Genomic DNA, 26,357 nt, shown 5'->3' with positions numbered 1-26,357 from the left:
TCTCTCCCTGAAAAGCTAGTCAGGAAGAGGCTAGGTCGCACACCTTATGCGAGCCTTGCTGACGTTACGGCAGCGTATAGGCGATCACATAGTCGCCCGGCTTCGTCCCGATCGAGCCGTGGCCACCGGCGACGATCAACACGTACTGCTTGTCGCCGGCCGCGTAGGTCATCGGCGTCGACTGGCCGCCCGCCGGCAGCCGCGCCTCCCAGAGCTGCCGACCGGTCGTCAAGTCGTAGGCGCGCAGGTAGTCGTCGACCGCGGCTCCGAGGAAGGCGACGCCGCCCTTGGTGATGATAGGCCCGCCGATGCCCGGCACGCCGACCTTGAAGGGCAGCGGAATCGGTGACAGGTCCCGCACGGTGCCGTTCTTGTAGCGGTAGGCGATCTCGCCGGTGCGCAGGTCAGCGCCGGCGACATAGCCCCAGGGCGGTGCCTGGCAGGGAATCTTCAGCGGGCCGAGGAAAGGGCCCATGTAGACGCCATAGGGTGCGCCCTCGTTGCGGTTCAGGCCCTGTTCCGAACCCTTTGCGCTCTGTTCCTTCGGCGGGATCTGGTCGCGCGGCACGAGCTTCGAAGTGAAAGCCAGGTAGGTCGGCATGCCGAACATCACCTGCCGCTCCGGGTCGACGGCGACGGAGCCCCAGTTGAAGACGCCGAAATTGCCGGGATAGATCAGGCTTCCCTGCAGCGACGGCGGCGTGTAGCGCCCCTCGTATTTCAGCCGGTGGAAGTCGATGCGGCAGGCGAGCTGATCGAACATCGTCACGCCCCACATGTCCTTTTCCGTGAGCGGCTCGGGCATGAAGGTCAGGCCGGAGACCGGCTGCGTCGGCGCGGTGAAATCCTCCGGGATCGCGCCGGTCGGCGCCGGCTCCTCCTTGATCGGGATCAGCGGCTCGCCGCTGCGCCGGTCGAGCACATAGATGTCGCCCTGCTTGGTCGATCCTACGAGGGCGGGAACCACGGTGCCGTCCTCCTTGGTGATGTCGAGCAGCGCCGGCTGGGCGGGGATATCCATGTCCCACAGGTCGTGGTGCACCGTCTGGCGCACCCAGCGTACCTGGCCGGTCTGGAGGTCGAGGGCGACGATCGAGGACGAATACTTTTCGACATGCTCGCTGCGGCCCATGCCGAGCTGGTCGGGCACCTGGTTGCCGAGCGGCACGAAGATCAGGCCCAGATCTTCGTCGTAGCTCGACACCGACCAACTGTTCGGCGAGTTCGTCGTATAGGTCTGCCCCGGCGGCAGCGGCGTCGTCACGTCGGGATTGCCAGAATCCCAGTTCCAGATCAGCGCGCCCGAATTGATGTCGAAGGCGCGGATCACGCCCGACTGCTCGTGGATCGAATAGTTGTCGTTGACGGCGCCGCCGACGATGATCTTGCCGGCGACGGCCACCGGCGGCGAGGTCGAATAGTAGTAGCCAGCCGGATTGTATTCCATGCCCTGTTCGAGACGCAGCGTGCCGTGGTCGGCAAACGAGGTGCAGACCTCGCCCGTGCCGGCATCGAGTGCGATCAGCCGCGCATCCGAGGTCGGCAGGTAGACGCGCTCGGCGCAAGGCGTTCCCGCGGCAGCGGCGGGGTCCTTCCAGTAGGTGACGCCGCGGCAGGTCTGGTGCTGACGGTCGGGGTTCATGCCGGAATTGCTGTCGTACTTCCACTTCTCCTTGCCGGTGGCTGCGTCCAGCGCGATCGCCCAGTTGTGCGGCGTGCACAGATAGAGCGTGTCGCCGACCTTGAGCGGCGTCACCTGGTAGGTCGTCTCGCCGATGTCGTCCGGAAGCTTCACGTCGCCGGTCTGGTACTGCCAGGCGACCTTCAGCGTGCCGACATTGTCGGTGGTGATCTGGTCGAGCGGCGAATAGCGCTGGCCGAAGGCGGTGCGGCCGTACTGGTGCCAGTCGCCGGGCGGCACGTCGCCGCCGAGAGCCGGCGTGGTCGTAACGGCCTCCAGGGGCAACGCGCCGCCGATGTCGTGCATGTCGCGCGTCATGGCGTAGACAGCGACGCCGATCGACAGCAGCCCGGCGATGGCGAGCGGCAGCGCCGAGGCGGGGTAGGTTTCGCCGGTGGGGCTGGTGAACCCGAGCGGACGGCGGATTGCCGGCAGCATCAGCCAGAGGCCTAGCAGCACGATGATGCCCCCGCGCGGACCGAGCTGCCACCAGTCGAACCCCACTTCCCACAGCGCCCAGGCAAGCGAGCCGACCATCAGGATGGCGTAGATCCAGATGGCGATCGGTCGCTTGAGAAACAACAGGATGCCGGTCGCGAGAAAACCGAGGCCGGCGATGATGTAGTAGGGGCTGCCGCCGAGCGAGACCAGCCATCCGCCGCCGACGACGAGAACGATCCCGATCAGGTCGAAAAGGATGGCGGTGAGAATGAGCAACATGGACGCTTTCTCCCAGAACGGACCGTCGGATACGGCAGCGTGTGGCAACAATGCGTGGGTTGAGGCTCGTCTTCAGGAAAAGCTAGTCCAGCCTCGGCCGGAATCAATGCCATCGCCCACAATTCCTGCGCGAGGCTTCGGGCTGTCGAGGTGATGCGGTGCCTGCTTGGTGAGGCTTCGGCGCTCGAATCCCGCTTCGCGTGGCGGAGCCAGTTCCGGGCGCCGTGGCGGTCGAGGCCCTGAGCCTGAGATCAGGCCCAATAAAGTGAGGCTTCGACAACCTGATCTCGTGGGATTAGCATGAGCTAAAATGAGCTGGCGTCACATCATGCTGTCGAGGCGTCGTCGAGACGACGTCCTCCCCGGGGGAGATCGACAATGTGCTACAGACTGCTTGGACATGTCGCATGTGCACTGGGACTGGCCAGCCTGGTCTCGTTGGCTGGCCCCGCGAAGGCGGCCGAAATTCAAACCACCGGCACGCCAGGCGCACCGGACGCGACGACGACAATCGATGGCAGGCAACTGCCTGCCCCGATCCCCAGTTCGGTGGCGAGATCAAGGATGATGCCCTGAGTTCAAAGCCGTGGTGGGCACCGCGGATCCTGCCGCCGAAGAGCGCTCCCAACATCCTCCTCATCATCACTGACGATGCCGGATTCGGCGTGCCCAGCACCTTTGGCGGCGTTATTCCGACGCCAACCATGGATCGCATCGCCAATGATGGGCTTCGCTACAACAATATCCATTCAACGGCCCTGTGCTCGCCGTCACGGGCAGCTCTCATTACCGGGCGAAATCATCACTCGACCGGGTTTGGGGTGATTTCCGAACAGTCGACAGGATTCCCCGGCTACAACAGCCTCATCCCCAAGGACAAGGCCACCATCGGTCGAATCCTGCTCGATAATGGCTACGCGACAGCGTGGTTCGGCAAGGAGCATAACACGCCGGCATTCGCAGCGAGCTCGGTTGGACCGTTCGACCAGTGGCCCATTGGCATGGGCTTCGAGTACTTTTACGGCTTCGTCGGCGGTGACGCGAACCAGTGGCAGCCGAACCTGTTCCGAAACACCACGCAGATATATCCGTTCGAGGGCAAGCCAGGCTGGAACCTGGTCACGGGAATGCCGATGACGCCATCGACTATCTGAACCGCCTGAACCAGACGTTGCCAGACAAGCCCTTCTTCGTGAAGTACGCGCCGGGAGCGACCCACGCGCCCCACCATCCGACCAAGGAATGGGTCGACAAGATCAGCGCCATGCGCCTGTTCGACGATGGCTGGAACAAACTTCGCGAAAAAATCTTCGAAAACCAGAAGAAGCTCGGGGTCATTCCCGAAAACACCCAGCTGGAGCCCTGGCCGACTGAAATCCTGCCCAATTGGGACGATGTGTCCCCTCAGGACAAGAAGCTCTTCATCCGACAGGCCGACGTCTTCGCTGCCTACACCGCCTACAGCGACCATGAGATCGGGCGCGTCGTGCAGGCGATCGAGGACATGGGTAAACTCGACAACACCCTCATCATCTATATCAACGGCGACAACGGGACGAGTGCCGAGGGCGGCCCGCTCGGCACCCCCAATGAGGTGGCGTTCTTCAACGGTATCAACAAGATGCCGACCGACGTGCAGATGAAGGGGTATGACGTCTGGGGCACCGAGCAGACCTACAACCACATGTCCGCCGGCTGGTCCTGGGCCTTCGATACGCCCTTCACCTGGTTCAAGCAGAACGCCTCGCGGCTCGGCGGCATCGGCCAGAACATGGCAATCTCCTGGCCGGCCCGCATCACGGACAAGGGCGGGCTGCGTCAGCAGTTCATGCACTTCATCGACGTCGTGCCGACCATCCTCGAAGTGACCGGGATTCCGGCACCCGACATGGTGGACGGGATCAAGCAGTCGCCGATGGAGGGCACAAGCTTTGCCTACACGTTCGATGCGAACAACGCCAAGGCACCGTCGCAGCACAAGATCCAGTATTTCGAGATGATGGGCCAGTGGGCCCTGTATGATGACGGATGGCTCCTCAGCACGAAGGTCAACCGCGCGCCGTGGGAGGCCTTTGGTGCAGCCAATCCCGACCCGTTGAACAACCAGGTTCTGGAGCTTTATGACCTCAATACCGATTTCAGCCAGTCCCAGAACGTCGCGGACAAACACCCTGACAAGGTCAAGCAGTTGAAGGAGGCGTTTCATCGCCGAAGCAAGGAAATACCAGGTCTTCCCGATGGATGCGTCGGTGGCCGCGCGCATCGTCGCACCGCGTCCTAACATAACGGCCGGGCGAACCGAGTTCACCTACACGATGCCGATGGTGGGCCTGCCGCAGGGAGATTCCCCCTCCATCCTCAACAGCTCGTACACGATCACGGCTGACATCGATGTCCCCGACGGTGGCGCGGAGGGGATGATCCTAACCTCGGGCGGGCGCTTTGGCGGCTATGGCTTCTATCTGCTGAAAGGCAAGCCCGTGTTTGTGTGGAACCTTGTCGATCTGAAACGCGTGAAATGGGAGGGGGCTGACGCGCTCACGCCCGGTCGGCACACCGTCGAATTCGACTTCAATTATGACGGACTGGGTGTCGGTACACTGGCGTTCAACAATATGAGCGGCCTGGGGAGACCAGGGACCGGCACCTTGAAAGTCGATGGAAACACCGTGGCGACGGAGCAGATGCAGCGCACGTTGCCAATGATCCTGCAGTGGGATGAGAGCTTCGACATCGGCTCCGATACGCTGACGGGCGTCAATGACGCGGACTATCAACCTCCGTTTGCTCTGACCGCCAAGCTCAACAAGTTGACGCTGAAGGTGAACCGGCCGACGCTTTCACAGGAGGACATCAAGAACCTCCAGAACACGGAAGCCATCGCTGTCGACGGCAATCCGATCCATCACATGCAGCCTGGGCCGCAATAGGCCAGGCCTTGAGACAGACCAGGGCGAGGAGCTTTGAGCAGTAGAGGCCACTCCCTTTGGAGTGGCCTCACGTTACTCCGACTTGTGACCGCTTATGGCGGCGCAAAGCGCGCATGGCATCCGCGCGGATGAGCCGCGCGCGCGGCGACCTCGGCCTCAGGTGCCGCAGAAGGTCTGCAGCACCTCTTCGCCCGGTTTCGGCGGCTCGGCATAGGAGGCAAAGGCGGGCTGATCCTCGAACGGTCGCGCCAGCACGTCGTTCAGCGCCTCGAACAGCGAAAAGTCCTGGTTCTCGGTCGCTGCGGCCAGCGCTTCCTCGACCTTGTGGTTGCGGGGGATGAAGGCCGGGTTGACGGCGCGCATCATCGTGGCGCGCTGATCCGGCAAGCGCTCGTCGCGCGAAAGTCGCTGCCGCCAGCGGGAGAGCCAGGGGCCTGCGGATTGCGGATCGGCCAGCAGGGAAGCAAAGGTCGCATCCGCGCCTTCACCTGCCGCAGCATCCGAAAGCCTGCGGAAGGAGAGCGTGAAATCCGCCTTCTGCTCGTACAGCAGCGCCAGGAAGGCGCGGATCAGGTCGGTGTCCTCGTCCTCCTCCTGCACGCCGAGCCCGAGCTTGGCGCGGATCACCGCTTTCCAGTGTTCCTGGAACCGCTCCATGAAGCGCGTCACCGCATCATTCGCCAGATCCACCGCCTCGCCGGGCGTCTCGTGGATCAGCGGCAGCAATGTCTCGGCGAGCCGGGCGATGTTCCACTGGCCGATCATCGGCTGGTTGCCATAGGCATAGCGCCCCATCTGGTCGATCGAGGAGAAGACGGTGCGCGGGTCGTAGGTGTCCATGAAAGCGCAGGGGCCGAAATCGATGGTTTCGCCCGAGACCGCCATGTTGTCGGTGTTCATCACGCCGTGGATGAAGCCGACGCCGAGCCAGCGCGCGATCAGCCTGGCCTGCCGCTCCGCCACCGCATCGACCAGCTTCAAGTAGCGGTCGTCCGCGCCGGCAAGCTCGGGGTAATGCCTATCGATCACATGGTCGGCGAGCGCGCGGATACTGTCGGTGTCGCCGCGCGCGGCAAAATACTGGAACGTGCCGACGCGGATATGGCTTGCGGCGACGCGGGTGAAGATTGCGCCTGGCAGGATCGTCTCGCGATAGACCGGCTGGCCGGTCGTCACCGCGGCAAGCGCCCTTGTCGTCGGAATGCCGAGTGCGTGCATCGCCTCGCTGACGATGTACTCGCGCAGGACCGGGCCGATTGCCGCCCGCCCGTCGCCGCGCCGCGACCAGGGCGTCTGCCCCGACCCCTTGAGCTGGATGTCGCGGCGGGCGCCGTCCGGGCGCACCACCTCGCCGAGCAGGATCGCCCGTCCGTCGCCGAGTTGTGGCACGAACTGGCCAAATTGGTGGCCGGCATAGGCCATGGCGATCGGCTCGGAGCCGGCAAGCAGCCGGTTGCCGGAGAAGACCGCAGCCCCATCGCGCTCCAGTGCATCGGCATCGAGGCCCATCTCGAGCGCCAGTGGCCGGTTGAACTTGACGAGCCGGGGCGCGGCAACCGGCGTGGGTTCGGTGCGCGTGAAGAAATTCTCCGGCAGCCGCGCATAGCTGTTGTCGAAAATGATGGGAGCCAGTTCCTGCTGGGTGAGATTTGGCGCGGTTTCGGTCATGGATGGGCTCGCAGGCGTTCGTGGGTACGGTTGTGCTACCCTATTAGATAGGAACGCGCGGCGCGAGCAAAAGTGCCTGCGACAGGTGGGTGGCCCTTGTCCGGGCCACCCACGACGGTTGGGGGCTAGTGCCCGCAGGTGCGGTGGCGTGCGGGTTTGCGCGGCAGACTTGGCAGGTCGCCCTCGCAAACGAGTTGCTCCTTGAGGACATCGGACTCCGCTACGTCGATCGGGCCGCAGCCCCAGTCGTAGTTCGCTCGTTCAAGCCATCCGCCGAACAGGCGTCCCAATAACCCGTGAGGTCGATGGTCAGTCGTTGTCATGAGTTTGTTCTCCTCATGCGCTCATCGCCGGCTGTGGCATGCACGCCGCGCAGATGGCGCCTATGTGTCGATGATCCGTTCCGCAACAGCCGCCGAGCAGGCGCAATTGCGGCATCCGGCGGACGAGGTCCTGGTAGCGGCGGCCGAAATCGATCGGGTCGCCTGCATCCAGGGTCTCGCTCTCGTCGAGTTCCTGATGGCTCTTGGCCGAGGCATTGGCGCGAATGCCGCCAAGGCGCTTGATCCAGGTGCTGTTCTCGTCGAGGGCGTCCTCGAAATGCGTCGGATGCGCGCAGTTGACCATGTAGAACACGGGATAGGCTCCGGTCGCCGCATCCACGGCCTCGATCGCCTCCTGTATCGTCCTGCCGGTCACGATCCTGCCGTCCGTCTCGACAGTGAACCCGATCACGCAGGGGATTGCGGCCGTCCGGGCCGCCCGCGCAACGCCGATCGCCTCGTCGATGTTGGTCAGCGTTATCGCGCTGATCATGTCGGCGTCGGTGGCGGCGAACGTTTCGACCTGCGGCCGGTGATAGGCCTCCGCTTCCTCGGCATCCATGGTGCCGGCCTTGTAGCCGTCACCACGCGGGCCCATGGCGCCGTTGATGATGATCGGTGCGCCGGGGCGCTCGTACTCGTCACGCAACTGGACGAGGAGTGCTACGGCTTCCTCGTTGACGCCCCGCAGCGCATCGCCGTCATACCCGAGTTTTGCCGCCCAGTCCGGGTTGGCGCGCCAGGTGGCCGTGTCGAGCACGAAGCCGGTGCCGGCGCTACGGGCGATGTCGAGATAGCGGACGTAGTATTCTTTCAGCTTCCGCCGACCTTCCGGCGTCACCAGAAGCACGAACGAGGCGAAATGCGGCAGGTCAATTCCTTCATGAAAGATCAGCGTCGTCTCCATGCCGCCGTCGGTGAGGAAACGTCCGCCCTTGGTCAGCGGCAGGCCATGTCTGTATTTTGCCATAACTGTCTCCACTCGTTCCAATTTCGCTTCGGAAAATTGCAGAGCCGCCCGTTCTGCCGAACGGTGCCAACGAGACCCATGTCATGATTTTTGTTGTATCGCTTTCGGTGCTTCGTCTGGGTGAGAACCCACGTATTCCGAAACGCGCGTGGATTTTTGCCTGTTTTTCGCCTGTAAAACTAGGCGACTTGTGGTCAAGCGGACCGAAGAAAATTGTATATTAGCAATTAATCAATTGCTTGCGCCCCGCTTTCACGCCAAAGTTGGCGCCGCAGGGCTGGCGTGAGGGGAGAGAACTGTACCGCCGGTACTGGAGGCGACGATGCGCAAGGGCGAGGAGACGCGCGCGAGGATTCTCGATGTGGCCGAAGCCGCAGTGCTTTCCAAGGGGTTCGGCGCGACCTCGATCGAGGAACTCATCGTCGAGACCGGCATCACGAAAAGCGGTTTCTTCTATCATTTCCACGACAAGAACGAACTGGCGAAGGCCCTTCTGGAGCGCTACGTCGAAAACGATACGAGGATCTACAACGAGATCTTCGGGCGCGCGCGCGAACTGGCGGACGACCCGCTGCAGGCCTTCATGCTCGGCCTGAAGCTCTTGTCGGAACAGCTTGCCGACCTCCCGCGTGGTCATCCGGGCTGCCTGGTCGCCACCTTCTGCGTCTACGAGCGGGCCTACGACCGCGACATACAGGAAATCAACCGCCAGGCGGCACTGATGTGGAGGCGCCGGTTCCGCGGCTACTTCGAGGAGATCATGGCGGTCTATGAGCCGCGCGAGCCGATCGACGTCGACCAGCTCGCCGACATGGTCTCGACGGTGCTGGAGGGCGGCATCGTCATGTCAAAGGCGCTCAAGGAGCCGAAAAGCCTGTCGAAGCAACTGCTGGTGCTGCGCGCCTTCGTCAAGATGCTGTTTCGCGGCGGGGAGGGGCGAAGGCAGTTTGATGCGTAGGGGAGATTTCGACAATCAAGCATATGAAGGCTGGAGATCCCCCACCGACTTTAATGGCAGATGCGGACATCTATTCCGTCGAGAAGGGATTGACTCTCCGGATCCTGGCGGTCGAGCCAGGTCAACACTGCGGGGTTGCCGGCAAGCCTTATCGGCTCCGAAACGACGTTCGTATCGAGGATGATCATTCGAAATCTGCCGGTTCGATCGGCGGATGCCTCTCGATCCGATCAAGGTCGATATCGCCGTATTTTTCCCCGAACGCTTTCAGCGCGGTGCCGATCTTCATCCGAGCCTCGGGATTAACCTCGCTCTCGAGGATCTCCGCCTCCGTGCTGCGACCGTTGCGTGCGGCACGCAGCTTCAGGGCGCGATGCGTTTCTTCCGGCAGATTGCGAATGGTGACGGCCGCCATGTACGCTTCCTCATCTCAAAGGAAACGATATCATGATCGGCAAGTGTTGAGGATCACATCTTCCCTGCCACCTTGATCGCAAACGCGTACTCGAAGGCGATCTCCTCCAATCGCTGGAAGCGCCCGGACGCGCCGCCGTGGCCGGCGCCCATGTTGGTGCGCAGCAGGATCGGCGCGTCGCCGGTCGCCTTCTCGCGCAACTTCGCCACCCACTTGGTCGGCTCCCAGTAGGTGACGCGCGGGTCGGTCAGGCCGGAAAGGGCGAGGATCGGCGGATAGGCCTTGGCCTCGACGTTGTCGTAGGGCGAGTAGGAGGCCATCAGTTTGTAAAAGTCCGCGCTTTCGATCGGGTTGCCCCATTCGGCCCATTCCGGCGGCGTCAGCGGCAGGGTGTCGTCGAGCATGGTGTTGAGCACGTCGACGAAGGGCACGGCGGCGATGATGCCGCCGAATTTCTCCGGCGCCATGTTGGCGATGGCGCCCATCAGCATGCCGCCGGCCGATCCACCCTCGGCGACGATGTTCGCGTAGGAGGTGAAGTTCTCCTGATTCAGATAATCGGCTGCCGCGATGAAGTCCTTGAAGGTGTTGGGCTTCTTGTCCATCTTGCCGTCTTCGTACCAGGAAAAGCCCTTCTCCTTGCCGCCGCGGATATGGGCGATGGCATAGACGAAGCCGCGGTCGACCAGCGACAGGCAGTTGGTGTTGAAGCCGGCGGGGATGGAGATGCCGTAGGCGCCGTAGCCGTAGAGCAGGCAGGGGGCCGAACCGTCGAGCGGGGTGTCCTTGCGGTAGAGGAGCGTGACCGGCACGCGCTCGCCGTCATGGGCGGGGGCGAAGACGCGGCGGGTGACGTAGTCTTCGATGTTGTGGCCGGAGGGAACCTCCTGCGTCTTCAGGAGCGTCCGCTCGCGCGTCGCCATGTTGTAGTCGTAGAGTTGCGACGGCGTCGTCATCGACGAATAGGAGAAGCGGATGACGTCGGTGTCGTACTCGGCCGCCCCCGAAAGCCCGAGCGAATAGGCCTCCTCGGCAAAGGCGATTTCATGCTGCTCGCCGGTCGTGCGGTCGCGCACGATGATGCGCGGCAGTCCCTCGTGGCGCTCGAGCCAGACAAGGTGGCGGGCAAAGGCGAGATGGTTGAGGATCAGCGTGCCGGACCGGTGCGCGACGACCTCGGTCCAGTTCTCGCGGCCCGGCGCGTTGATGGGGGCCTCGCAGATCTTGAAGTCCTTGGCGCCGTCGGCATTGGTCAGGATGAAGAAGACGTCGCCGCCCTCCGTCATCGAATACTCCATTCCCGTGTCGCGCGGCGAGACGATCGCCGGTTCCGCCAGGAGATTCTTGGTCGAGAGCAGCCGGTATTCGCTGGTCTCGTGGTCATGGATGTCGATGTAGATGAAGTCGTCGAGCAGCGAGCCGCCGACCGACATGAAGAAACCCGGATCCTTCTCCTCGTAGACAAGCCGGTCCTGCGATTGCGGCTCGCCGAGGATGTGGTGGTAGATCTTCGACGGGCGGTGGTTCTCGTCCTGCAGCGTGTAGAAGAAGCTCTTGCCGTCCGGCGCCCAGGCGCCGCCGCCGGCGGTGTTCTCGATCGTGTCGTGGCGATCCTCAAGGGTGGCGAGATCGCGCACCTTCAGGGTGAAATATTCCGAACCCTTGTCGTCATAGCCCCAGATGCCGAGTGAATGATCCGTGCAGTGGTCCAACCCGGACAGCCGGAAGTAGCCCTTGCCCTCGGCCTCCTTGTCGCCGTCGAGCAGGAGCGTCTGCGCGCCGCCGTCGCGGGGCTGGCGGAAGTAGCGCGGCTGCTCGCCGCCGGTGACGAAGGACGTGCCGTAGGCAAAGGGGCCGTCCTTGACCGGCACGGAGCTGTCATCCTCCTTGATGCGACCGCGCATCTCCGCGAAAAGCGTCTTCTGCAGGTCCTTCGTATCCTCCATCGCCGCTTCCATGTAGGCGTTCTCCGCCTCGAGGTGCGTGCGGATCTCCGGGTCGAGGATGGAGGTGTCCTTGAACATGGCCTGCCAGTTGTCGGCGCGGAACCAGGCGTAGTCGTCCGTCCGGGTGATGCCGTGGCGCGTGTCCTCGACCGGCTTTTTCGTGGCGATCGGGGCGGTGGGCAGGTTCTTGAAGGCGGCCAAGGCGGTACTCCGGCAAATCGGGCAAGGATGAAGCACAGAGATAGAGGTGAGGGCGGGCCGCATCAAGTCGCTTCTCTACAGCGACCGGACAGCGGTACCTGCGCGGCTGGATGCCGGCTCGGTGGCCGGCCAGGACTGGCAACCCCAATGAGCGCTGAACGGCCGGCTCACCGCCGGTCGCCGCGGATGTCCATGTCGAACTTGACGACGTTGAGGTAGATCGGCGTGCCGACATCCATCTTGTAGCGAGACCGATAGACGTTGCCGGTCACGTTGAAGGCGATGGCATTGCCCTTGAGGTTCTGCAGGCGCACCGCGAACTGTTCGCGATGGGTGATGCCGCGGGCGGTCAGCATGCCGTCGACGATGGCCGTGTTCTCGCCGGTCTGGCGCACGGCGGTCGAGCGAAAGGTCACGGTCGGATAGGCTTCGGCATCGAAGACGGCGCTGGAGCGCAGAAAATCAGCCATGCGCTGTTCGGGCGTGGCCACGCTCTGCGGATAGAGCGTGAAGGACACGGTGGAAGCGCCGACGCTGTTGCCGTCGATGCGCAGGCGTCCGGCAAACTTGGTGAACTTTCCGTTGATGCCGCCGCCGCCGACCTGGTCGACCGTGAAGCGGATCTGCGACGAGCCGCTGATGTCGTAGGTGCCGGCCGCCTGCGCCAGTTCGGGCGCCGCGGCATGCGCGGCGGAAGCGCAAAGAAGCGCAGGGAGAACGAGCAAGGTCATGGCGACGGATTTCATTGCTTTCTTCCTTCTCTTGGCGCCGGCTGCGGGGCAGGGGAGGCCAGCCGGACGTTCCCACCTTGCGGACCCTTCCGCCCCAGCATGCGCAACAGCACCTCGTCGTGGCGGACGAAGTGATGGTAGAGCGCGGCCGCGACGTGCAGTGCGGCGAGCGCCAGCAGCAGATAGGCCGTGCTCGCATGGACGAGCGACCAAAAGTCCTCGCCCGCCTCGCTGCGCCCGAGCGGCAGCGGCGGGATTACCACCAGCTCGAAGAAGAAGGTCGGAATGTTCAGCGGCGTGGTCGAGGCGACCGTCCAGCCGGCAACCGGAACGACGAGGCAGAGCAGGGCGAGGGCGAGGTGGGTCGCCAGCGACGCCCGCCGCTCGATCGGCCCCAGGGTCGGCACCGGCGCGGGATGACGGGCGGCGAGCCAGTGCAGACCGTTCAGGGCCGCCAGCCCGAGAACGACGAGTCCTACCGACTTGTGCCACTGGTAGAGTGAGAACTGCAGGGCGGGATCGATCGCCGTCCGGCGCATGATGAAGCCGAGGCCGAGCAGGCCGAAGATCAGCAGTGCGATGAGCCAATGCAGGCCGATCGCCCAGAACCCGTATTCGTTCACCTGATGACGCCGCATGAACCCGGCCTCCATTGTCCCATACAGACACTTCAGGGCTGCCGATTATTCCGCGCGCATGTGCCGCTGGCCGCCTCTGTGACGCGCTTCGAGCGGAATGCCACAGTCTCGGCGCTTTCGTGCCCGATGGAAAGCGCCACAACCCTACGGCCCCAAAGGCGTCGCCTCATGTATCGTTTCCTTGTGCCCTTCACCTGTGCGCTTTCCATCGCTGCTTCGGCAATTGCCGGTCCAAGGCTGGTCGAGCCCAGGCTGCATATCGGCAAGGAACATGGCGGTCCCGCCCACGTCGCGCTGACATTCGATGCCTGCATGGGCAAGGTCGACATGCGCATCCTCGACGTTCTGCTGCGCGAAAGGATCCCTGCGACGATCTTCGTCACGGCGCGCTGGCTGCAACACAATCTGCAGGCGGCCGCGTTGCTGCGCGCCCATCCCGACCAGTTCGAGATCGAGAACCACGGCGCCATGCACGTGCCGGCGGTCGACCACCCGGCCTCGATCTACGGCATCACCGCGGCGGGCTCGCCGCAGGCCGTCGCCCGGGAGGTCGAGGGCGGCGGAGACGCGATTATGGCGACCGGCGCGCCGCAGCCCCATTGGTTTCGCGGCGCCACCGCCAAATATACCGCATCTTCGATCACCGAGATATCAAGGCTCGGTTACCGGATCGCCGGTTATTCGCTCAATGGCGACGACGGCTCGCTGCTCGGAGCAAGCGCGGCCGAACGGCGGATCGCTGCGGCGCGCGACGGCGACGTGGTCATCGCGCATATCAACCAGCCGACCCACGCCGCCGGCGCCGGGGTTGCCAAGGGCATCCTGGCGTTGAAGGCGAGAGGCGTCCGGTTCGTGCGGCTCTCCGACAGCGAACCTGTTTTGCCCGCCTTCTGACGAGCCTGCTCAGCTGGGCAGATCCGGCTGTATCTTGTCGTCCGAGCGCAGTTCCTCCGCGATCGTCATGCCGATGATCGACAGGGGCAGCGCCAGCATTGCGCCGGCCGCCCCCCACATCCAGCTCCAGAAGACGATGGCCGTGAAGATAATGAAGGCATTGACCTCAAGCCGGCGGCCCATGATCGACGGCAGCACGAAGTTCTCGATCACCAGATGCGTGCAGAAGAAGGCGAGCGCCGGCGCCAGCCCGGCCAGCACCGTGTCGTGCGCCAAAAGGCCGGCAGCTGAAAGCGACAGCGTCATGGCGGCCACGCCGAGAAACGGCACGAACGAGGAGACGAAGGCGAACAGCCCCCACATCCACGGCACGCCGAGATTGCCGATATAGGCGATCAGGGTCGTGAGGATCCCGAGCGCGCCATAGGCGAGGGCGGCGGTGGCAAAATAGTAGCTGAGCGCCCGGTCGATGGCGTTCATGACGCGGATCGCCGTCAGGCGCTGACCGCGCTCGGGAAAGGCCAGGATCAGCATGCGCCGCAGCTTCAGCCGCCCCGACAGAAAGAGGACGAGGGCGGCAAAGAAGATCAGCACCTGCACAAGCGCCGGCGTGACGCCGGCCGTGATGATGCCGAGCAGGCTTCCGGCCTTTTCCAGAAGACCGTCGAGGGTGACCGAACCGGTCATGAAAGCCCGCGGGTTGATGTGCAGCCATTCGAGCTTGTTCAGCAGCGGCGTGACCCGGTCGATCGTCGCATTGACGATGTCGGGCGCTTGGCCGGCAAGGCGCATGAGCGGACCCGACAGCGTCGCCGCCGCAAAGAACAGACCGACGGCGAAGGCGCTGGCAAGCAGGAGTGCGGTCGGCAAGGGCGGAATACCGAGGTCGTTGAGCTTCTCCGCGGCCACGGCAAGGATCAGTCCGGTGACGACCGCCAGCGTCAACGGTATGAGGATCGGTGCCATCAGGTAGATCGCCCCCAAGGCCATCAGGACGAAGATGCCGACCGTCGCCCAGCGTGCGGCGACCGTCACATCGCGCTCGTCGTCCGGTACCGAATCCGTCGGTGGAACGGCCGGTGGAATGGTCTGTGATCCGTTGGTCTCGCTCTTGGTCAATCTCCTGTCCATGGCGGCCTCCCCTCTCGCTGCGGCGGTAACGCGCGGCGGCGAATACGGTTCCCCGCAGGAGCGAGACGCTTCGGGAGCATCTGCGTCCGCTTTGCCTCAGGGGGCGAATTTCACGTCTCGACTCTCAATTGCCCCATTTCGGCCGCATGCACGGCCATTCCCAACACAGGAGTGATTCTGCGAATGAGAACCGCCATCGCCTCGATCGTGATAGCCTGCGCCATTGCGCCCTCCGCGCATGCCATGGATGCGCGGTTGCGGGGGCAGCTCGCCAAGCTCGATCTTGAGACCCGTTTCGAGCAGCGTTGCGACATGGAAGCCATGGATCGCATCAAGGCGGCGAAGCTCGGCTACAGGCCGGACAAGGTGATCGCCTACTCGTTCGGCGACCCCGGCGCCGACGGCAACCTGTTGAAGACCAGGGGCGCGGTGTTTCGCAGCGAGGGCGAATGGTATCGGCTCGCCTTCAAGTGCGAGACGACGCCGGATCGCTTCGACGTCACCGCCTTCAAGTTCCGCATCGGCGAGAAGGTGCCGCGCGAGGACTGGGACGCGCACTATCTCTACGACTGAGCTGCCGTGATGCAGCCCGTCAGGCCGACAGCCTGAGACCGATGCCCCATGGGTCGATCAGCGAGATCACCTCGCCGTCGCGGGTCGTCGGGATTTCCAGCTTATCGAGCGACTCCGCCGCCTGCTCCAGCCGGTCCTTGCTGCTGAAGCGGATCGTGTAGTCGGCAAGGCCGGTCATGTGGGCCTCGCGCTTGGCCGCGCCGCGTGAGTTCCAGACGTTTGCGCCGATGTGGTGATGGTACTTGCCCGAGGCGAAGAAGCTTGCGCCGGGATAGCGGGCCATCAGGTCGAGGCCGAGCACGTCGCGGAAGAAGGTGTCGGCCTGCGGAATGTCGGACACCTGCAGGTGGATGTGGCCCATGGCGGAGTCCTCCGCCAGCCCCGTCCAGCTGTCTTTCGGCGCCTCGTCGTAGAGCTTCTGCAGATCCAGCGGCAGCGTCGCCATCTCGACCATCCCGTCGTTCAGGTAGTGCCACTCGTCACGCCCCCGGTCGCGATAGATCTCGATGCCGTTTCCTTCCGGGTCGTCCAGATAGATCGCCTCGCTGACGAGGTGGTCGGATGCACCCGTCAGCCGCACGCCGCTGTGGGCCGCGTGGGCCAGCCAGCGCGACAGTTCCTTGCGGCTCGGTACCAGGAACGCATTGTGAAACAGGCCGGGCGTGCGCCGTGAGGCGCGCGCGGCGTTGCCTTCCGTCGTCAGCGTCAGCAGCGGCCGCCCACCAACCCCGAGCGTCTGGCCCGAGGCGCTTTTGTCCAGGACAGACAGGCCCATCACCTTCTGGTACCAGTCCGACGTCAGCGGCAAGTCGGTGACGACGAGATGCGAATGATCGACATGCGCCGGCATGTTGACGGCGTGATCGGGCGAGGAAAGCGCCGAGGCTGCGGTCATTTGTGTTCTCCAATTCGACGTCGTGGTACGCCCCTTGGTATCGGCGGCGGCACCGGGTCGGTTTCGACGAAACCGTTCGTTGGACTGCAATATGGCCGCCTGCCACCGTTCGGAAAAGATGACGAATCGGTGAAATATCGTCAACGCAGCGTTGACGGCCTCTACATTTGGCTCCGGCACCTCACGCTTGTCCGATTGATGCAACCATTTGTTTTGCGGTTCCGCTGCCACCACACAGATTTGTCTTGATCCCTGTCAATGCAGCGCGCAGTCTCCACGGACAAACCTGCTGCATCCAATGAATCTGGATAGGGAGCCAGGCATGTACAAGAAGATCATCGTTCCCGTGGCCATGGACCAGTTGGAACGCGGCGAGCAGATCCTGCGCAGGGCAGCGGACCTGCTGGCAGACGACGGTGAAATCGTCCTCGTCCATGTGATCGAAGCGGCCACCGGCTATCTCTCGATAGAGTTCCCGGCCGCCATGGTCGAGATGGAGATCAAGCAGGCCGAGGAGCGTCTGGGCCGGATGCGGCAGGATCTCGGCATTTCCGCCCTTATCGACATCCGCTATGGCGGGAGTGCGCGTCAGATCATTGCCGCAGCGGAGGAGCACGAGGCCGACCTGATCCTGATTGCATCGCATCGTCCCGGATTGACCAACTACCTGTTGGGCGCAACGGCGGATCGGGTTGTACGCCACTCGCCGATGTCCGTTCTCGTCGATCGCTAGGCATATTCATGTGAAGATCGAATTCGATCTTCTCACAGCGTGCGCAGCTTTAGGCCCAAAGCGGGCCGGTACAGACGGATCCTGCGACGGCGCCGCCGGGCAGGAATAGTCAGAAAGGAAAGTCCATGCTGGATACCGCACTATTCAAGGACAGGCTTGTCGGCCGCAAGCACGAACTCTACCGCCGTCTGCACAAGATCGAGGGCGATCTGGAGGCCACCCCGAATCCCGACGCCGAAGAGCGGGCGACCGAGCGGGAAAGCGACGAGGTTCTCGAGGAAATCGGCAATACGGGGCTTGATGAACTGGCGGCGATCGATGCCGCACTCGATCGCATCGAGGCCGGGACGTTCGGCATCTGCCCCAAGTGCGGAAATCCAATCTCGCCCAGGCGGCTCGAGGCCGTTCCCCAGGCGGCGCTCTGCGAGGAATGCATCAAGAGATAGGCGCTGCAAGCCGTGATCGTTCGATCATCGCAGGAGCCGCTCCAAGGTCCTGGAGCGGCGACAGCGACGCACCGAACGGTTACAGCCGTTACCAAAAAGTGAAGCGAGTTCCGGCACTTGGCCCGCAATCGGCCTTGATGATGACACGCGCAACCGCCACCATGACACTTTCAACAGGTCCCGATCCTCTACCCAAAGCGGGAAGGCCGGGCATCTATGGCGCCGATCTAACGATGCGCCTTCGCGAAGTGTGAACAAGCGGCATGTATTCGCGTGGAACGGTTCGCATGGAACCCGTAAGTTTCAGATGGCAGTACGATCGCCATGAACTGATCGCCGATGGCATCGTTCATGGCGTCGGCGTTGTGCTTGCCCTGGTCGGGGTCACGGCGCTCCTCTTCTACGCGACGGTCTGGGCCACGAGCGGCCAGCTTGCCGCAGCCTGGATCTATGGCGTCGGCCTGGTCCTCTCGCTCGGCATTTCCTTTGCCTACAACCTGTGGCCGGCATCGAACGTCAAATGGTACCTGCGGCGGTTCGACCACTCGGCGATTTTCGTTCTGATCGCCGCAACCTACACGCCCTTCCTGCAGCGCGGCTGGGACGATCCGATGCTGGCGGGCATGCTGGTCGCGGTCTGGCTCATCGCGGCTGCCGGGACCGCGCTGAAATTCTTGCGCCCCGGGCGCTACGACCGAATGGCGATCATCCTGTACCTCGCCATGGGCTGGAGCGGCATCATTGCAGCCGATTCCCTCTTGGAGATGCTGCCGGAGACGACCATGGCCCTGCTCCTGATTGGCGGCGTGCTTTACTCGGTGGGAGTCGTCTTCTTTGTCTGGCAGAGCCTGCGATTCCAGAACGCGATCTGGCACGGCTTCGTCGTCGCCGCAGCGGCCGTCCACTATTCCGCCGTCGTTACGTGCGTCAGTGCCTGAGGGCATCGCGGTTCTCAACGTGCGTGCTACACCTATGTGATCAATCGACAGACCCAACCGAAACCGTGAGGTCAATTGTGATGGAGCAAGCGACGCTGATCCGTGACGCGCGCGAAGAGGACATGGCGGCGGTGATGGCGATCTACAACGATGCCGTCGCCAACACGACCGCGATCTGGAACGACGCGCTCGTCGATCTCGACAACCGCATCGAGTGGTTTCGCGGCCGCCGTGACCGCGGCTTTCCCGTTGTCGTCGCCGAACTGCACGGCGAGGTGGTCGGCTATGCAACCTATGGCGACTGGCGCGCCTTCGACGGCTATCGCCATACCGCCGAGCACTCGATCTATGTGCACAAGGACGCGCGCGGCAAGGGGATCGGCCGGCAGTTGCTCGCACACCTGATCGACCGTGCCCGGTCCTCCGGCATCCATGTGCTGATCGCCGGCATCGAGGCGGAGAACGACGCCTCGATCAGGCTGCATGAAGGCTTCGGCTTTCGTGTCGTCGGCCGCTTCAAGGAGGTCGGCACGAAGTTCGGCCGGTGGCTGGACCTGACGTGCATGGAGCTGTGCCTGCAACGCCCCGATGGGCGAACAAGCGGCTGAGCCTGCCATTGGTTCGCCCGCAGCGTGAGGTGGGCGGAATCAGTTTTCAAGCCCGGCTGCGCAAGCGGCTGATATTGCCGATTTAACCGGCCGTCATTCTTCCGAAAATGTCAGCGCTACGCCGTTCATGCAGTAGCGCAGACCTGTCGGCGGTGGGCCGTCCGGGAAGACGTGGCCCAGGTGGGCGTCGCAATCGGCGCAACGGATCTCGGTCCGGTCCATCCCATAGGACACGTCACGGTGGCTCGTCACCGCACCCGGTTCGATCGGCTGGGTAAAGCTCGGCCAGCCGGTTCCGGAATTGAACTTCGCCTGCGAACTGTAGAGCGGACGGTCGCAGCAGACGCAACGATAGGTGCCCGTCTTCGAGCTGTCGAAGTCCGGGCTGGAAAAGGCCCGTTCCGTGCCGTGCTGCCGGGTGATCCGGTATTGATCCGGCGTCAGCAGTTGGCGCCATTCCTCGTCCGTCTTGACAACCTTCAACTGGACATTGTCACTCATCGGAGCCTCCTTTGCGCATGAAGCATGTAGGGTTCGGGCGAGGGAAATGCAATCGAGCCGCAATTCCGCCGCGTCGCGTTCGAAGAGGCGCGCGGGAAAAAGCCTCGGCCTTGCTTTTCAAGGGTGGCGATTTCGGCCATACCGACATAGAACGAGCCCATTGATCCATCAGGGGATTCGGCGCTGGTTCGGGAGAGGGTATGCAAACAGACATGGCATTGACGTTTGTCGCCTTCTGTCTGCCGTTCCTCGGTGCGCTCGCCGCCCCCTTGCTCACCCGTATCCTAGGGCATCGCGCCGCTTGGCCGCTCGCGCTCTTTCCGGCGGCGATCCTCTGGCACTTCACCGGCTTCCTGCCCGAGGTCTCGCGCGGTGAGATCGTCACCGGCGGCTACGACTGGGTCCCGTCCTACAATGTCAGCTTCTCCTGGCTGATCGACGGCCTGTCGCTCACCTTCCTGCTGCTCATTTCGGGTATCGGCACGCTGATCATCCTCTATTCCGGCGGTTATCTGCGGGGACATCCGCATCAGGGGCGCTTCTTCTCCTTCATCCTGATGTTCATGGGCGCGATGCTCGGGCTGGTGGCCTCCGACAGCTTCCTGATGCTGTTCGTGTTCTGGGAACTGACCTCGATCACGTCCTTCCTGTTGATCGGCTTCGACCATGCGCGCGAGGCCTCGCGCCGCGCCGCGCTACAGGCGCTGGTGGTGACGGGCGGCGGCGGCCTGTTGCTGCTCGCCGGCCTGCTCGTCATCTGGAACGTCACCGGCGTCACGCAGCTTTCGCTGCTGTTGTCGTTTGGCGAGGAGATCCGTGCGAGCCCGTTCTACCTGGCGATTCTTCTGCTGGTGCTCGGTGGCGCCTTTACCAAGTCCGCGCAGTTCCCCTTCCATTTCTGGCTGCCGAACGCGATGGAAGCGCCGACGCCGGTTTCCGCCTACCTGCACTCGGCGACGATGGTGAAGGCGGGCGTCTATCTACTGATGCGGCTCAATCCCGTCCTCGGCGGGACCGCGCCCTGGGAGACGATCCTGCCGGCCTTTGGCGGCCTGACGCTGCTCGTCGGCGCCGTGCTGGCAATCCGGCAGACCGACCTGAAGCTGATGCTCGCCTATACGACCGTCGCCTCGCTCGGCCTGCTCGTGCTGCTGACCGGGTTCGGTTCCGAACACGCGGCGGCGGCTGCCGCGCTCTACCTGGTGGCACACTCGCTCTTCAAGGGAGCGCTCTTCATGGTGGCCGGCCTCCTCGACCACGAGACCGGCACGCGGCACATCACCCGTCTCGGGGGTCTCGGCCGCGCCATGCCGATCACCTTCGCCGCGGCGGTGCTCGCAGCCCTGTCGATGGGTGGCCTGCCGCCGTTCTTCGGTTTTCTCGGCAAGGAGGAGGTCTATACGGCCCTTGGCGGTGGCGACCTTCGCGCGATTGCGTTTACCGCCGCTGCCGTCATCGGCAATGTGCTGATGGTCGCCGTCGCCTTCGCCATCGCCATCAAACCGTTCCTCGGGGCGAAGGTCGCCACGCCGAAGACGCCGCATGAGGGGCCGTTGCTGCTCTGGCTCGGCCCGGTCGTTCTGTCCGTCTGCGGGCTTGCCGCCGGTCTTCTCTCCTCCTTCGTCCATCCGCTCATCTCCTCACCGCTCGCCTCTGCGATTGCCGGCCGGCCCGAAGCGGTGACGATGTCCGCAATGCCGCACGCCAGCGTCGCCCTCTTGCTGTCGGCGGTGACGGTCGCGGCCGGCATCGGCCTGCTTGCCGGGTTCGACCGGGCGCGCGCGGCCGCCGACAGGCTGGTCAACGACATCGGCTGGGGACCCGATCGCGGCTTCGACCAGTTCATGACCGGCCTCGTTCGCTTCGCCCACCGCCTGTCGCGCCTGCTGCAGCCGGGGCTGATGGAAGCCTATCTGACGGTCACCTTCGTCATGGTGGCACTGGCGCTTCTGCTGCCGCTGGTCTGGTACGGCGAGTGGCCGCGCCTGCCGATCTGGCCGGCAGACGCACAATTTCATGAGCTTGCCGTGATGGCGCTGGCCCTGCTCGGGGTCGGCGGGGTGCTGACGGCGCGCAACCGGCTCAACGCGATCCTTGCGCTGGGCATCCAGGGCTTCTCCGTGGCGCTGCTCTTCCTGCTGTTCGGCGCGCCGGACCTGTCCTTCACCCAGTTCATGGTCGAGACGCTTTCCGTCGTGATCCTGGCACTCGTCATGACCCGGCTGCACCTGCAGCCGCGCGATGCCCGGCCGTTGGCCCAAAAGATCCCCGACGCCGCGGTCGCGATCGCCTGCGGGCTCGGTTTCTGCCTCTATCTGCTGCGCGTCACCCAGGGGCGGTTCGATCCGCTGCTCACCGATTTCTTCAATCTCTACTCCAAGGCGATCGCCCACGGCGCCAACGTCGTCAACGTGATCATCGTCGATTTCCGCGGCACGGACACGCTCGGCGAAATCGCCGTTGTCATGACGACGGGACTTGCGATCCTGTCACTGATCCGCATCCGCAAGCCGGCGGCAGAAAACGGGAAGGAGACGCGCCGATGAACACCGTCATCTTCCGGACCCTTGCTCCGTTCCTGACCGCGCTGATGCTGCTCTTTTCGGTGTTCGTGCTGCTGCGCGGCCACAACGAACCGGGCGGCGGCTTCATCGGCGGGCTGATCGCCGCCTCCGGACTTGCGATCTACGGCATCGCCCGCGGCATCCAGCCGGTGCGCCAGGCGTTGTGGTTTCATCCGATGACGATCGCCGCGATCGGGCTCTTCCTCGCCTGCATCGCCGGCCTGATCTCGATGTTTGCCGCCGTGCCGTTCATGACCGGCCTATGGATTACGCCGTCGCTGTTCGCCATCGAGGCCCCGCTGTCGACCGTCATGCTGTTCGATTTCGGCGTCTACCTCGTCGTCGTCGGCGCGATCACCTCGATCGCGCTCGCGCTCGAAAGGGAAGACATCTGATGGAAGCGCTGTTCTCCGTCCTGATCGGCATCTTCTTCGCCGCAGCGGTCTATCTGATGCTGTCGAAGTTCCTCGTGCGCATCCTTCTCGGCGTCGCGATCCTCGGCAATGCCGTGAACTTGCTGCTTTTCACCACCGGACGCATCGTCCGCGAGGTGCCGCCGATCATCCCGGCCGGCCTCGACCGGCAGTTCGCTGTGACCGCCAACCCGCTGCCGCAGGCACTGATCCTGACGGCGATCGTCATCTCGTTTTCGTTCTTCGCCTTCCTGCTGGTGCTTTCGTATCGCGCCTTCCAGGATCTATCGACGGACAATGCCAATGAAATGCGCGTGGCCGAGCCTGAAGCCGACAGCGCGCCCCCGACCGGATATTAGGACTGCCGATGGCCGCCCCCTCAGGTTCTGCGCTCGATCTTTCCCAAGCGCTCGTCATGTCGCCCGCGGCGCCGCGCGACTGGCTCGTCGTGCTTCCCGTCGTCTGGTGCCTGGCAAGCGGTGCCATTCTGCTCATGATGCGCAAGCATGTTCGCCTCCAGCCGTGGCTTGCCGTCCCCGCGCTGGTCGTTCTCCTCGCGCTGGACGGGCTGCTGCTCTGGCAGGTCGCTGTGGGCGGTCCGATCACCATGGTCATGGGGCGCTGGCTGCCGCCGTTCGGCATCGCGTTCACGGTCGATCTTCTGGGTGCGCTTTTTGCCTTCTTCTCCGCCCTTGTCGCCCTTGCCGGCGGCGTCTATGCGATGGGCAGCATCGATGCCTCCGGTCGCCGCTATGGCTTTTACCCGTTCCTGATGCTGCTGATGGCTGGCGTCTCGGGCGCGTTTCTGACCGGTGACGTCTTCAATCTCTATGTCTGGTTCGAGGTGCTTTTGATCTCCTCCTTCGGCCTGCTCGTGCTCGGCTCCGAGCCCCGGCAGATCGATGGCGCTGTGAAGTACGCCTTCCTCAACCTCGTCGCTACGACCCTGTTTCTCATCGCTGTCGGCTATCTCTACGGCCTGTTCGGCACGCTCAACATGGCCGATATCGCAGCCAAGGCGGCCGCACGGCGTGGCGATCTGCCATTGATGACGCTCGCCAGCCTCTTCGTGCTCGCCTTCGGCATGAAGGCCGCGGCCTTCCCGGTCAATTTCTGGCTGCCTGCCTCCTACCACACGCCGCGCATCGTCGTCTCCGCGCTGTTTGCGGGATTGCTGACCAAGGTGGGCGTCTATGCGCTGATCCGCGTCATGGTGATGCTGTTCCCGGTGGAGCGGGAGGAACTGAGCTTCGTGGTCGCCGTCGCAGCCGCCGCGACGATGATCCTTGGCGCATTGGGCGCCATCGGCCAGAGCGACATCCGTCGCCTGCTCGGTTACCTGGTGATCTCGGGGATCGGCGTGATGCTCGCAGGTGTCGCCGTCGGCGGTCCCGGCGGGGTCGGCGGCGCGCTGTTCTATGCGCTGCATTCCATGGTGGTGATGACGGCGCTTTACATGACGGCGGGCATCGCCGGCCGGATCGCCGGCGGCTTCGACCTGCATGCGAGCGGTGGCATCTACGCCCGCGCCGCCTACTTCTCAGCCGTGTCGCTCGTACTGTTTTTCTCCGTTTCCGGCATGCCGCCATTCTCAGGCTTCTGGCCGAAGGTGATGGTGGCAAAGGCGGCGCTCGACATCGGCGCGTGGTGGCTGGCGGGGGCGGTGCTCCTGACCGGCTTCCTCACGATGATCGCCGTCGCCCGCGTCTGGTCGCTTGCCTACTGGCGGCCGGCGGTCGCCTCGGTCGGCGCCGATCCGGCACCGCGAAACGACGGGCTCGTGCCGCTGTCCATACTGGCGCTGGTGTCGGTGCTGGTCGGGCTGTTCCCCGATTTGCTCCTGTCGCACATCCAGTCGGCAGCAGCGCTGCTGGCGGAGCCCTCGGCCTACGTCGATTCCGTCTTCCCGCAAGGAGCGCGCTGATGAAGCTGTTTCTGATCGCGGTGGTCTTTGCCATGGTCTGGGCGGCAGTGACCGGCAGTCTGTCACCGCCGAACCTCGTCCTCGGCTTCCTGCTCGGCCTTCTCGTGCTCTGGATCGTCCGGCGTGATTTCGTCGGCGGCCGGACCGTCTTCCGGCCCCTGAAGCTCCTCTCGCTCGCCGTGCTTTTCATCAAGGAACTGGCGCTGTCGGCCTGGCGCGTCGCGGTGCTCGTGGCCAGTCCGAAAATGGACCTGAAGCCCGGCATCTTCGCCTTCCCGCTGACGGTGGATCGCGACATCGAGATCACGCTTCTGGCAAACCTCATCACGCTGACGCCGGGCACGCTGTCGGTGGATGTGTCCGAGGACCGGCGCGTCCTCTACGTCCATGCGCTCGACTGCTCCGATCCTGTCGCCGTCAAACGCGACATCGCCAACGGCTTCGAGCGAAAGATCCTGGAGGCGCTCCGCTGATGGCCGCGCAATCGATCGTCCTTGCCGCCGCAAACGTCGCGCTGTTTCTGATGTGCGTCGCCTTCTTTCTCACGGCCTATCGGGTGATCCGCGGGCCGACGCTGCCGGACCGGATCGTCGCGCTCGACATGCTGGTCGCGATTGCGATCGGATTCCTTGCCGTCGTGGCGATCAAGACCGGCTTCAACCTCTATGTCGACATCGCCATCGCGCTCGGTCTCGTCGGTTTCCTCGCCACCGTCGCCCTGGCGCGTTTCGTGCTGACGCAGGGCATGCCCGTCGACGAAGCGGACCCGATGGCGGGACGGGCCGAGGGGGCATCCAGGAAGGCCCAGGCAGGATCGAGAACGCCAAAGCGGAAAAAGAAGGGAAGGGGACGGTGATGCAGGTTCTTTTGGCGCTCGTCGTGTCCGCCATGCTGGTCTCCGGCGGCATCTTCACCTTTCTGGCGGCCGTCGGCGTCGTGCGGCTGCCGGACGTCTATACCCGCATGCATGCGGCCTCCAAGGCCGGCACGATCGGTTCCGGCCTCATGCTGATCGCCGCCGGCCTGCAGGCGGGCGATTTTGCGACCCTTGCCCGGGCATTCACCGGCTTCGTCTTCTTCATCCTCACGGCTCCCGTCGCGGCACATCTCGTTGCCAAGGCTGCCCACCAGGCCGGATACCGCCTGTCGCGCCGGGCGGTCTGCGACGAAATGCGCGATCATGCCAAGAAGTGAGGCGCGGCTCCGTCCGTAACGAAACCGGCCGATACACCCTTTTTTGTCCGCATCTCCCCCAAATGGGGGATGTACAAGACACACATTCTGATCTCCAAAATATTATTGGACTTTCTTGAAAACGATGTTATTCCACGTCAAGTAAAGCTTGTATGTTGATTTTGCTTGCGCGATGAACTCCAGTCTAAGTTGCGGCCATTCTAAAGTGCTCCTTTTCTAACGTGGATCTGGCCAAGATTTGGAGAGGTAAGGGGCGCTCCGGTGTCGGAAGTAATATTAGCGCAGTGTGAATCTGTTGCCGCAGGGGCATCCATTCACGGATGCGGGCAGGTTTACCCAGAAAACACAAGGTACGCTTTGCG

Annotated in this window: 26 protein-coding genes and 1 pseudogene; 15 read left to right on the top strand and 12 right to left on the bottom strand. The window is 63.8% G+C overall.

The window, feature by feature from the left end:
* Positions 1–64: 64 nt before the first annotated feature.
* Entirely contained in the window at positions 65–2,401 is a 2,337-nt protein-coding gene (locus J2Y48_RS06385) for a glucose/quinate/shikimate family membrane-bound PQQ-dependent dehydrogenase (protein ID WP_310414488.1), read from the bottom strand.
* A gap of 378 nt (positions 2,402–2,779) precedes the next feature.
* Here J2Y48_RS06385 and J2Y48_RS06380 point away from each other — a divergent pair.
* Positions 2,780–5,331: pseudogene (locus J2Y48_RS06380) on the top strand (arylsulfatase).
* 156 nt (positions 5,332–5,487) lie between these two features.
* On the opposite strand, the gene J2Y48_RS06375 reads toward J2Y48_RS06380, so the two are convergent.
* The 3 genes from J2Y48_RS06375 to J2Y48_RS06365 all read right to left on the bottom strand — a co-directional run bounded on the left by J2Y48_RS06375 (position 5,488) and on the right by J2Y48_RS06365 (position 8,292).
* Positions 5,488–6,963, bottom strand: a complete 1,476-nt coding sequence (locus J2Y48_RS06375; protein WP_405030176.1) for a protein adenylyltransferase SelO — start codon at positions 6,961–6,963, stop codon at positions 5,488–5,490.
* Positions 6,964–7,124: 161 nt separating this feature from the next.
* The gene (locus J2Y48_RS06370; RefSeq protein WP_310414482.1) at positions 7,125–7,322 is read right to left on the bottom strand and encodes a hypothetical protein; all 198 of its coding nucleotides are present in this window, start codon (positions 7,320–7,322) and stop codon (positions 7,125–7,127) included.
* A gap of 13 nt (positions 7,323–7,335) precedes the next feature.
* Positions 7,336–8,292: a homocysteine S-methyltransferase family protein gene (locus J2Y48_RS06365; RefSeq protein ID WP_310414479.1), complete on the bottom strand. Its 957-nt coding sequence runs from the start codon at positions 8,290–8,292 to the stop codon at positions 7,336–7,338.
* Between the two features lie 322 nt (positions 8,293–8,614).
* Here J2Y48_RS06365 and J2Y48_RS06360 point away from each other — a divergent pair, with 322 nt between their 5' ends.
* A complete protein-coding gene (locus J2Y48_RS06360; RefSeq protein ID WP_310414476.1) occupies positions 8,615–9,250 on the top strand; it encodes a TetR/AcrR family transcriptional regulator in 636 nt (211 codons plus the stop codon).
* Between the two features lie 50 nt (positions 9,251–9,300).
* On the opposite strand, the gene J2Y48_RS06355 is transcribed toward J2Y48_RS06360, so the two are convergent.
* The 5 genes from J2Y48_RS06355 to J2Y48_RS06335 form a co-directional block, all read right to left on the bottom strand.
* Positions 9,301–9,438: a hypothetical protein gene (locus tag J2Y48_RS06355; RefSeq protein WP_310414473.1), complete on the bottom strand. Its 138-nt coding sequence runs from the start codon at positions 9,436–9,438 to the stop codon at positions 9,301–9,303.
* Positions 9,435–9,665 carry a FitA-like ribbon-helix-helix domain-containing protein gene (locus tag J2Y48_RS06350; protein ID WP_310414470.1) on the bottom strand — a complete coding sequence of 77 codons (231 nt, stop codon included), beginning with the start codon at positions 9,663–9,665 and terminating at the stop codon, positions 9,435–9,437. Before J2Y48_RS06350 ends, J2Y48_RS06355 begins: the two co-directional genes overlap by 4 nt.
* A gap of 53 nt (positions 9,666–9,718) precedes the next feature.
* A complete protein-coding gene (locus tag J2Y48_RS06345) occupies positions 9,719–11,812 on the bottom strand; it encodes a S9 family peptidase (protein ID WP_310414467.1) in 2,094 nt (697 codons plus the stop codon).
* Positions 11,813–11,979: 167 nt separating this feature from the next.
* Entirely contained in the window at positions 11,980–12,558 is a 579-nt protein-coding gene (locus J2Y48_RS06340; protein WP_310414464.1) for a YceI family protein, read from the bottom strand.
* Positions 12,555–13,181, bottom strand: coding sequence for a cytochrome b/b6 domain-containing protein (locus J2Y48_RS06335; RefSeq protein ID WP_310414461.1), 627 nt, complete (start codon positions 13,179–13,181; stop codon positions 12,555–12,557). The genes J2Y48_RS06340 and J2Y48_RS06335 overlap by 4 nt, the downstream gene beginning before the upstream one ends.
* A gap of 168 nt (positions 13,182–13,349) precedes the next feature.
* Between J2Y48_RS06335 and J2Y48_RS06330 the strand changes: the two genes are divergently transcribed.
* A complete protein-coding gene (locus J2Y48_RS06330) occupies positions 13,350–14,075 on the top strand; it encodes a polysaccharide deacetylase family protein (protein WP_310414459.1) in 726 nt (241 codons plus the stop codon).
* Between the two features lie 9 nt (positions 14,076–14,084).
* On the opposite strand, the gene J2Y48_RS06325 is transcribed toward J2Y48_RS06330, so the two are convergent.
* On the bottom strand, positions 14,085–15,206 hold the full coding sequence (locus J2Y48_RS06325) for an AI-2E family transporter (protein WP_310414455.1): 1,122 nt from the start codon (positions 15,204–15,206) through the stop codon (positions 14,085–14,087).
* Positions 15,207–15,389: 183 nt separating this feature from the next.
* On the opposite strand from J2Y48_RS06325, the gene J2Y48_RS06320 reads away from it, so the two are divergent.
* Positions 15,390–15,779, top strand: coding sequence for a DUF930 domain-containing protein (locus J2Y48_RS06320; RefSeq protein ID WP_310414451.1), 390 nt, complete (start codon positions 15,390–15,392; stop codon positions 15,777–15,779).
* Between the two features lie 19 nt (positions 15,780–15,798).
* Here J2Y48_RS06320 and J2Y48_RS06315 read toward each other — a convergent pair whose 3' ends face one another.
* Positions 15,799–16,674 carry a VOC family protein gene (locus J2Y48_RS06315; RefSeq protein WP_310414448.1) on the bottom strand — a complete coding sequence of 292 codons (876 nt, stop codon included), beginning with the start codon at positions 16,672–16,674 and terminating at the stop codon, positions 15,799–15,801.
* Between the two features lie 322 nt (positions 16,675–16,996).
* Between J2Y48_RS06315 and J2Y48_RS06310 the strand changes: the two genes are divergently transcribed.
* From J2Y48_RS06310 to J2Y48_RS06295, 4 genes are all read left to right on the top strand, one after another.
* The gene (locus J2Y48_RS06310) at positions 16,997–17,407 is read left to right on the top strand and encodes a universal stress protein (RefSeq protein ID WP_310414446.1); all 411 of its coding nucleotides are present in this window, start codon (positions 16,997–16,999) and stop codon (positions 17,405–17,407) included.
* A 125-nt stretch (positions 17,408–17,532) separates the two neighbouring features.
* Positions 17,533–17,853, top strand: a complete 321-nt coding sequence (locus J2Y48_RS06305; protein WP_310414444.1) for a TraR/DksA C4-type zinc finger protein — start codon at positions 17,533–17,535, stop codon at positions 17,851–17,853.
* A gap of 287 nt (positions 17,854–18,140) precedes the next feature.
* Positions 18,141–18,791 carry a hemolysin III family protein gene (locus J2Y48_RS06300; RefSeq protein ID WP_310414441.1) on the top strand — a complete coding sequence of 217 codons (651 nt, stop codon included), beginning with the start codon at positions 18,141–18,143 and terminating at the stop codon, positions 18,789–18,791.
* A gap of 80 nt (positions 18,792–18,871) precedes the next feature.
* A complete protein-coding gene (locus J2Y48_RS06295) occupies positions 18,872–19,399 on the top strand; it encodes an N-acetyltransferase family protein (RefSeq protein ID WP_310414438.1) in 528 nt (175 codons plus the stop codon).
* 93 nt (positions 19,400–19,492) lie between these two features.
* On the opposite strand, the gene msrB is transcribed toward J2Y48_RS06295, so the two are convergent.
* Entirely contained in the window at positions 19,493–19,900 is a 408-nt protein-coding gene (gene msrB, locus J2Y48_RS06290) for a peptide-methionine (R)-S-oxide reductase MsrB (RefSeq protein WP_310414435.1), read from the bottom strand.
* A 200-nt stretch (positions 19,901–20,100) separates the two neighbouring features.
* On the opposite strand from msrB, the gene J2Y48_RS06285 reads away from it, so the two are divergent.
* From J2Y48_RS06285 to mnhG, 7 genes are read left to right on the top strand one after another with little or no spacing between them, the layout of a single operon-like run.
* Positions 20,101–22,446 carry a putative monovalent cation/H+ antiporter subunit A gene (locus J2Y48_RS06285; protein ID WP_310414431.1) on the top strand — a complete coding sequence of 782 codons (2,346 nt, stop codon included), beginning with the start codon at positions 20,101–20,103 and terminating at the stop codon, positions 22,444–22,446.
* Entirely contained in the window at positions 22,443–22,859 is a 417-nt protein-coding gene (locus J2Y48_RS06280) for a Na+/H+ antiporter subunit B (protein WP_310414428.1), read from the top strand. The genes J2Y48_RS06285 and J2Y48_RS06280 overlap by 4 nt, the downstream gene beginning before the upstream one ends.
* Entirely contained in the window at positions 22,859–23,236 is a 378-nt protein-coding gene (locus J2Y48_RS06275; RefSeq protein WP_310414425.1) for a Na+/H+ antiporter subunit C, read from the top strand. Before J2Y48_RS06280 ends, J2Y48_RS06275 begins: the two co-directional genes overlap by 1 nt.
* 8 nt (positions 23,237–23,244) lie before the next feature.
* Positions 23,245–24,801: a Na+/H+ antiporter subunit D gene (locus tag J2Y48_RS06270; protein WP_310414421.1), complete on the top strand. Its 1,557-nt coding sequence runs from the start codon at positions 23,245–23,247 to the stop codon at positions 24,799–24,801.
* A complete protein-coding gene (locus tag J2Y48_RS06265; RefSeq protein WP_310414419.1) occupies positions 24,801–25,274 on the top strand; it encodes a Na+/H+ antiporter subunit E in 474 nt (157 codons plus the stop codon). The genes J2Y48_RS06270 and J2Y48_RS06265 overlap by 1 nt, the downstream gene beginning before the upstream one ends.
* On the top strand, positions 25,274–25,657 hold the full coding sequence (locus J2Y48_RS06260) for a cation:proton antiporter (RefSeq protein WP_310414416.1): 384 nt from the start codon (positions 25,274–25,276) through the stop codon (positions 25,655–25,657). The genes J2Y48_RS06265 and J2Y48_RS06260 overlap by 1 nt, the downstream gene beginning before the upstream one ends.
* Entirely contained in the window at positions 25,657–25,995 is a 339-nt protein-coding gene (mnhG, locus tag J2Y48_RS06255; RefSeq protein ID WP_405030169.1) for a monovalent cation/H(+) antiporter subunit G, read from the top strand. The genes J2Y48_RS06260 and mnhG overlap by 1 nt, the downstream gene beginning before the upstream one ends.
* The last annotated feature ends 362 nt before the right edge of the window (positions 25,996–26,357 follow it).

Origin of the sequence: Mycoplana sp. BE70, assembly GCF_031455855.1 — a bacterium.
Lineage (GTDB): Bacteria > Pseudomonadota > Alphaproteobacteria > Rhizobiales > Rhizobiaceae > Mycoplana.
The sequence above is the reverse complement of the archived record's forward strand: the minus strand, read 5'-3'. Positions and strand labels throughout refer to the sequence as shown.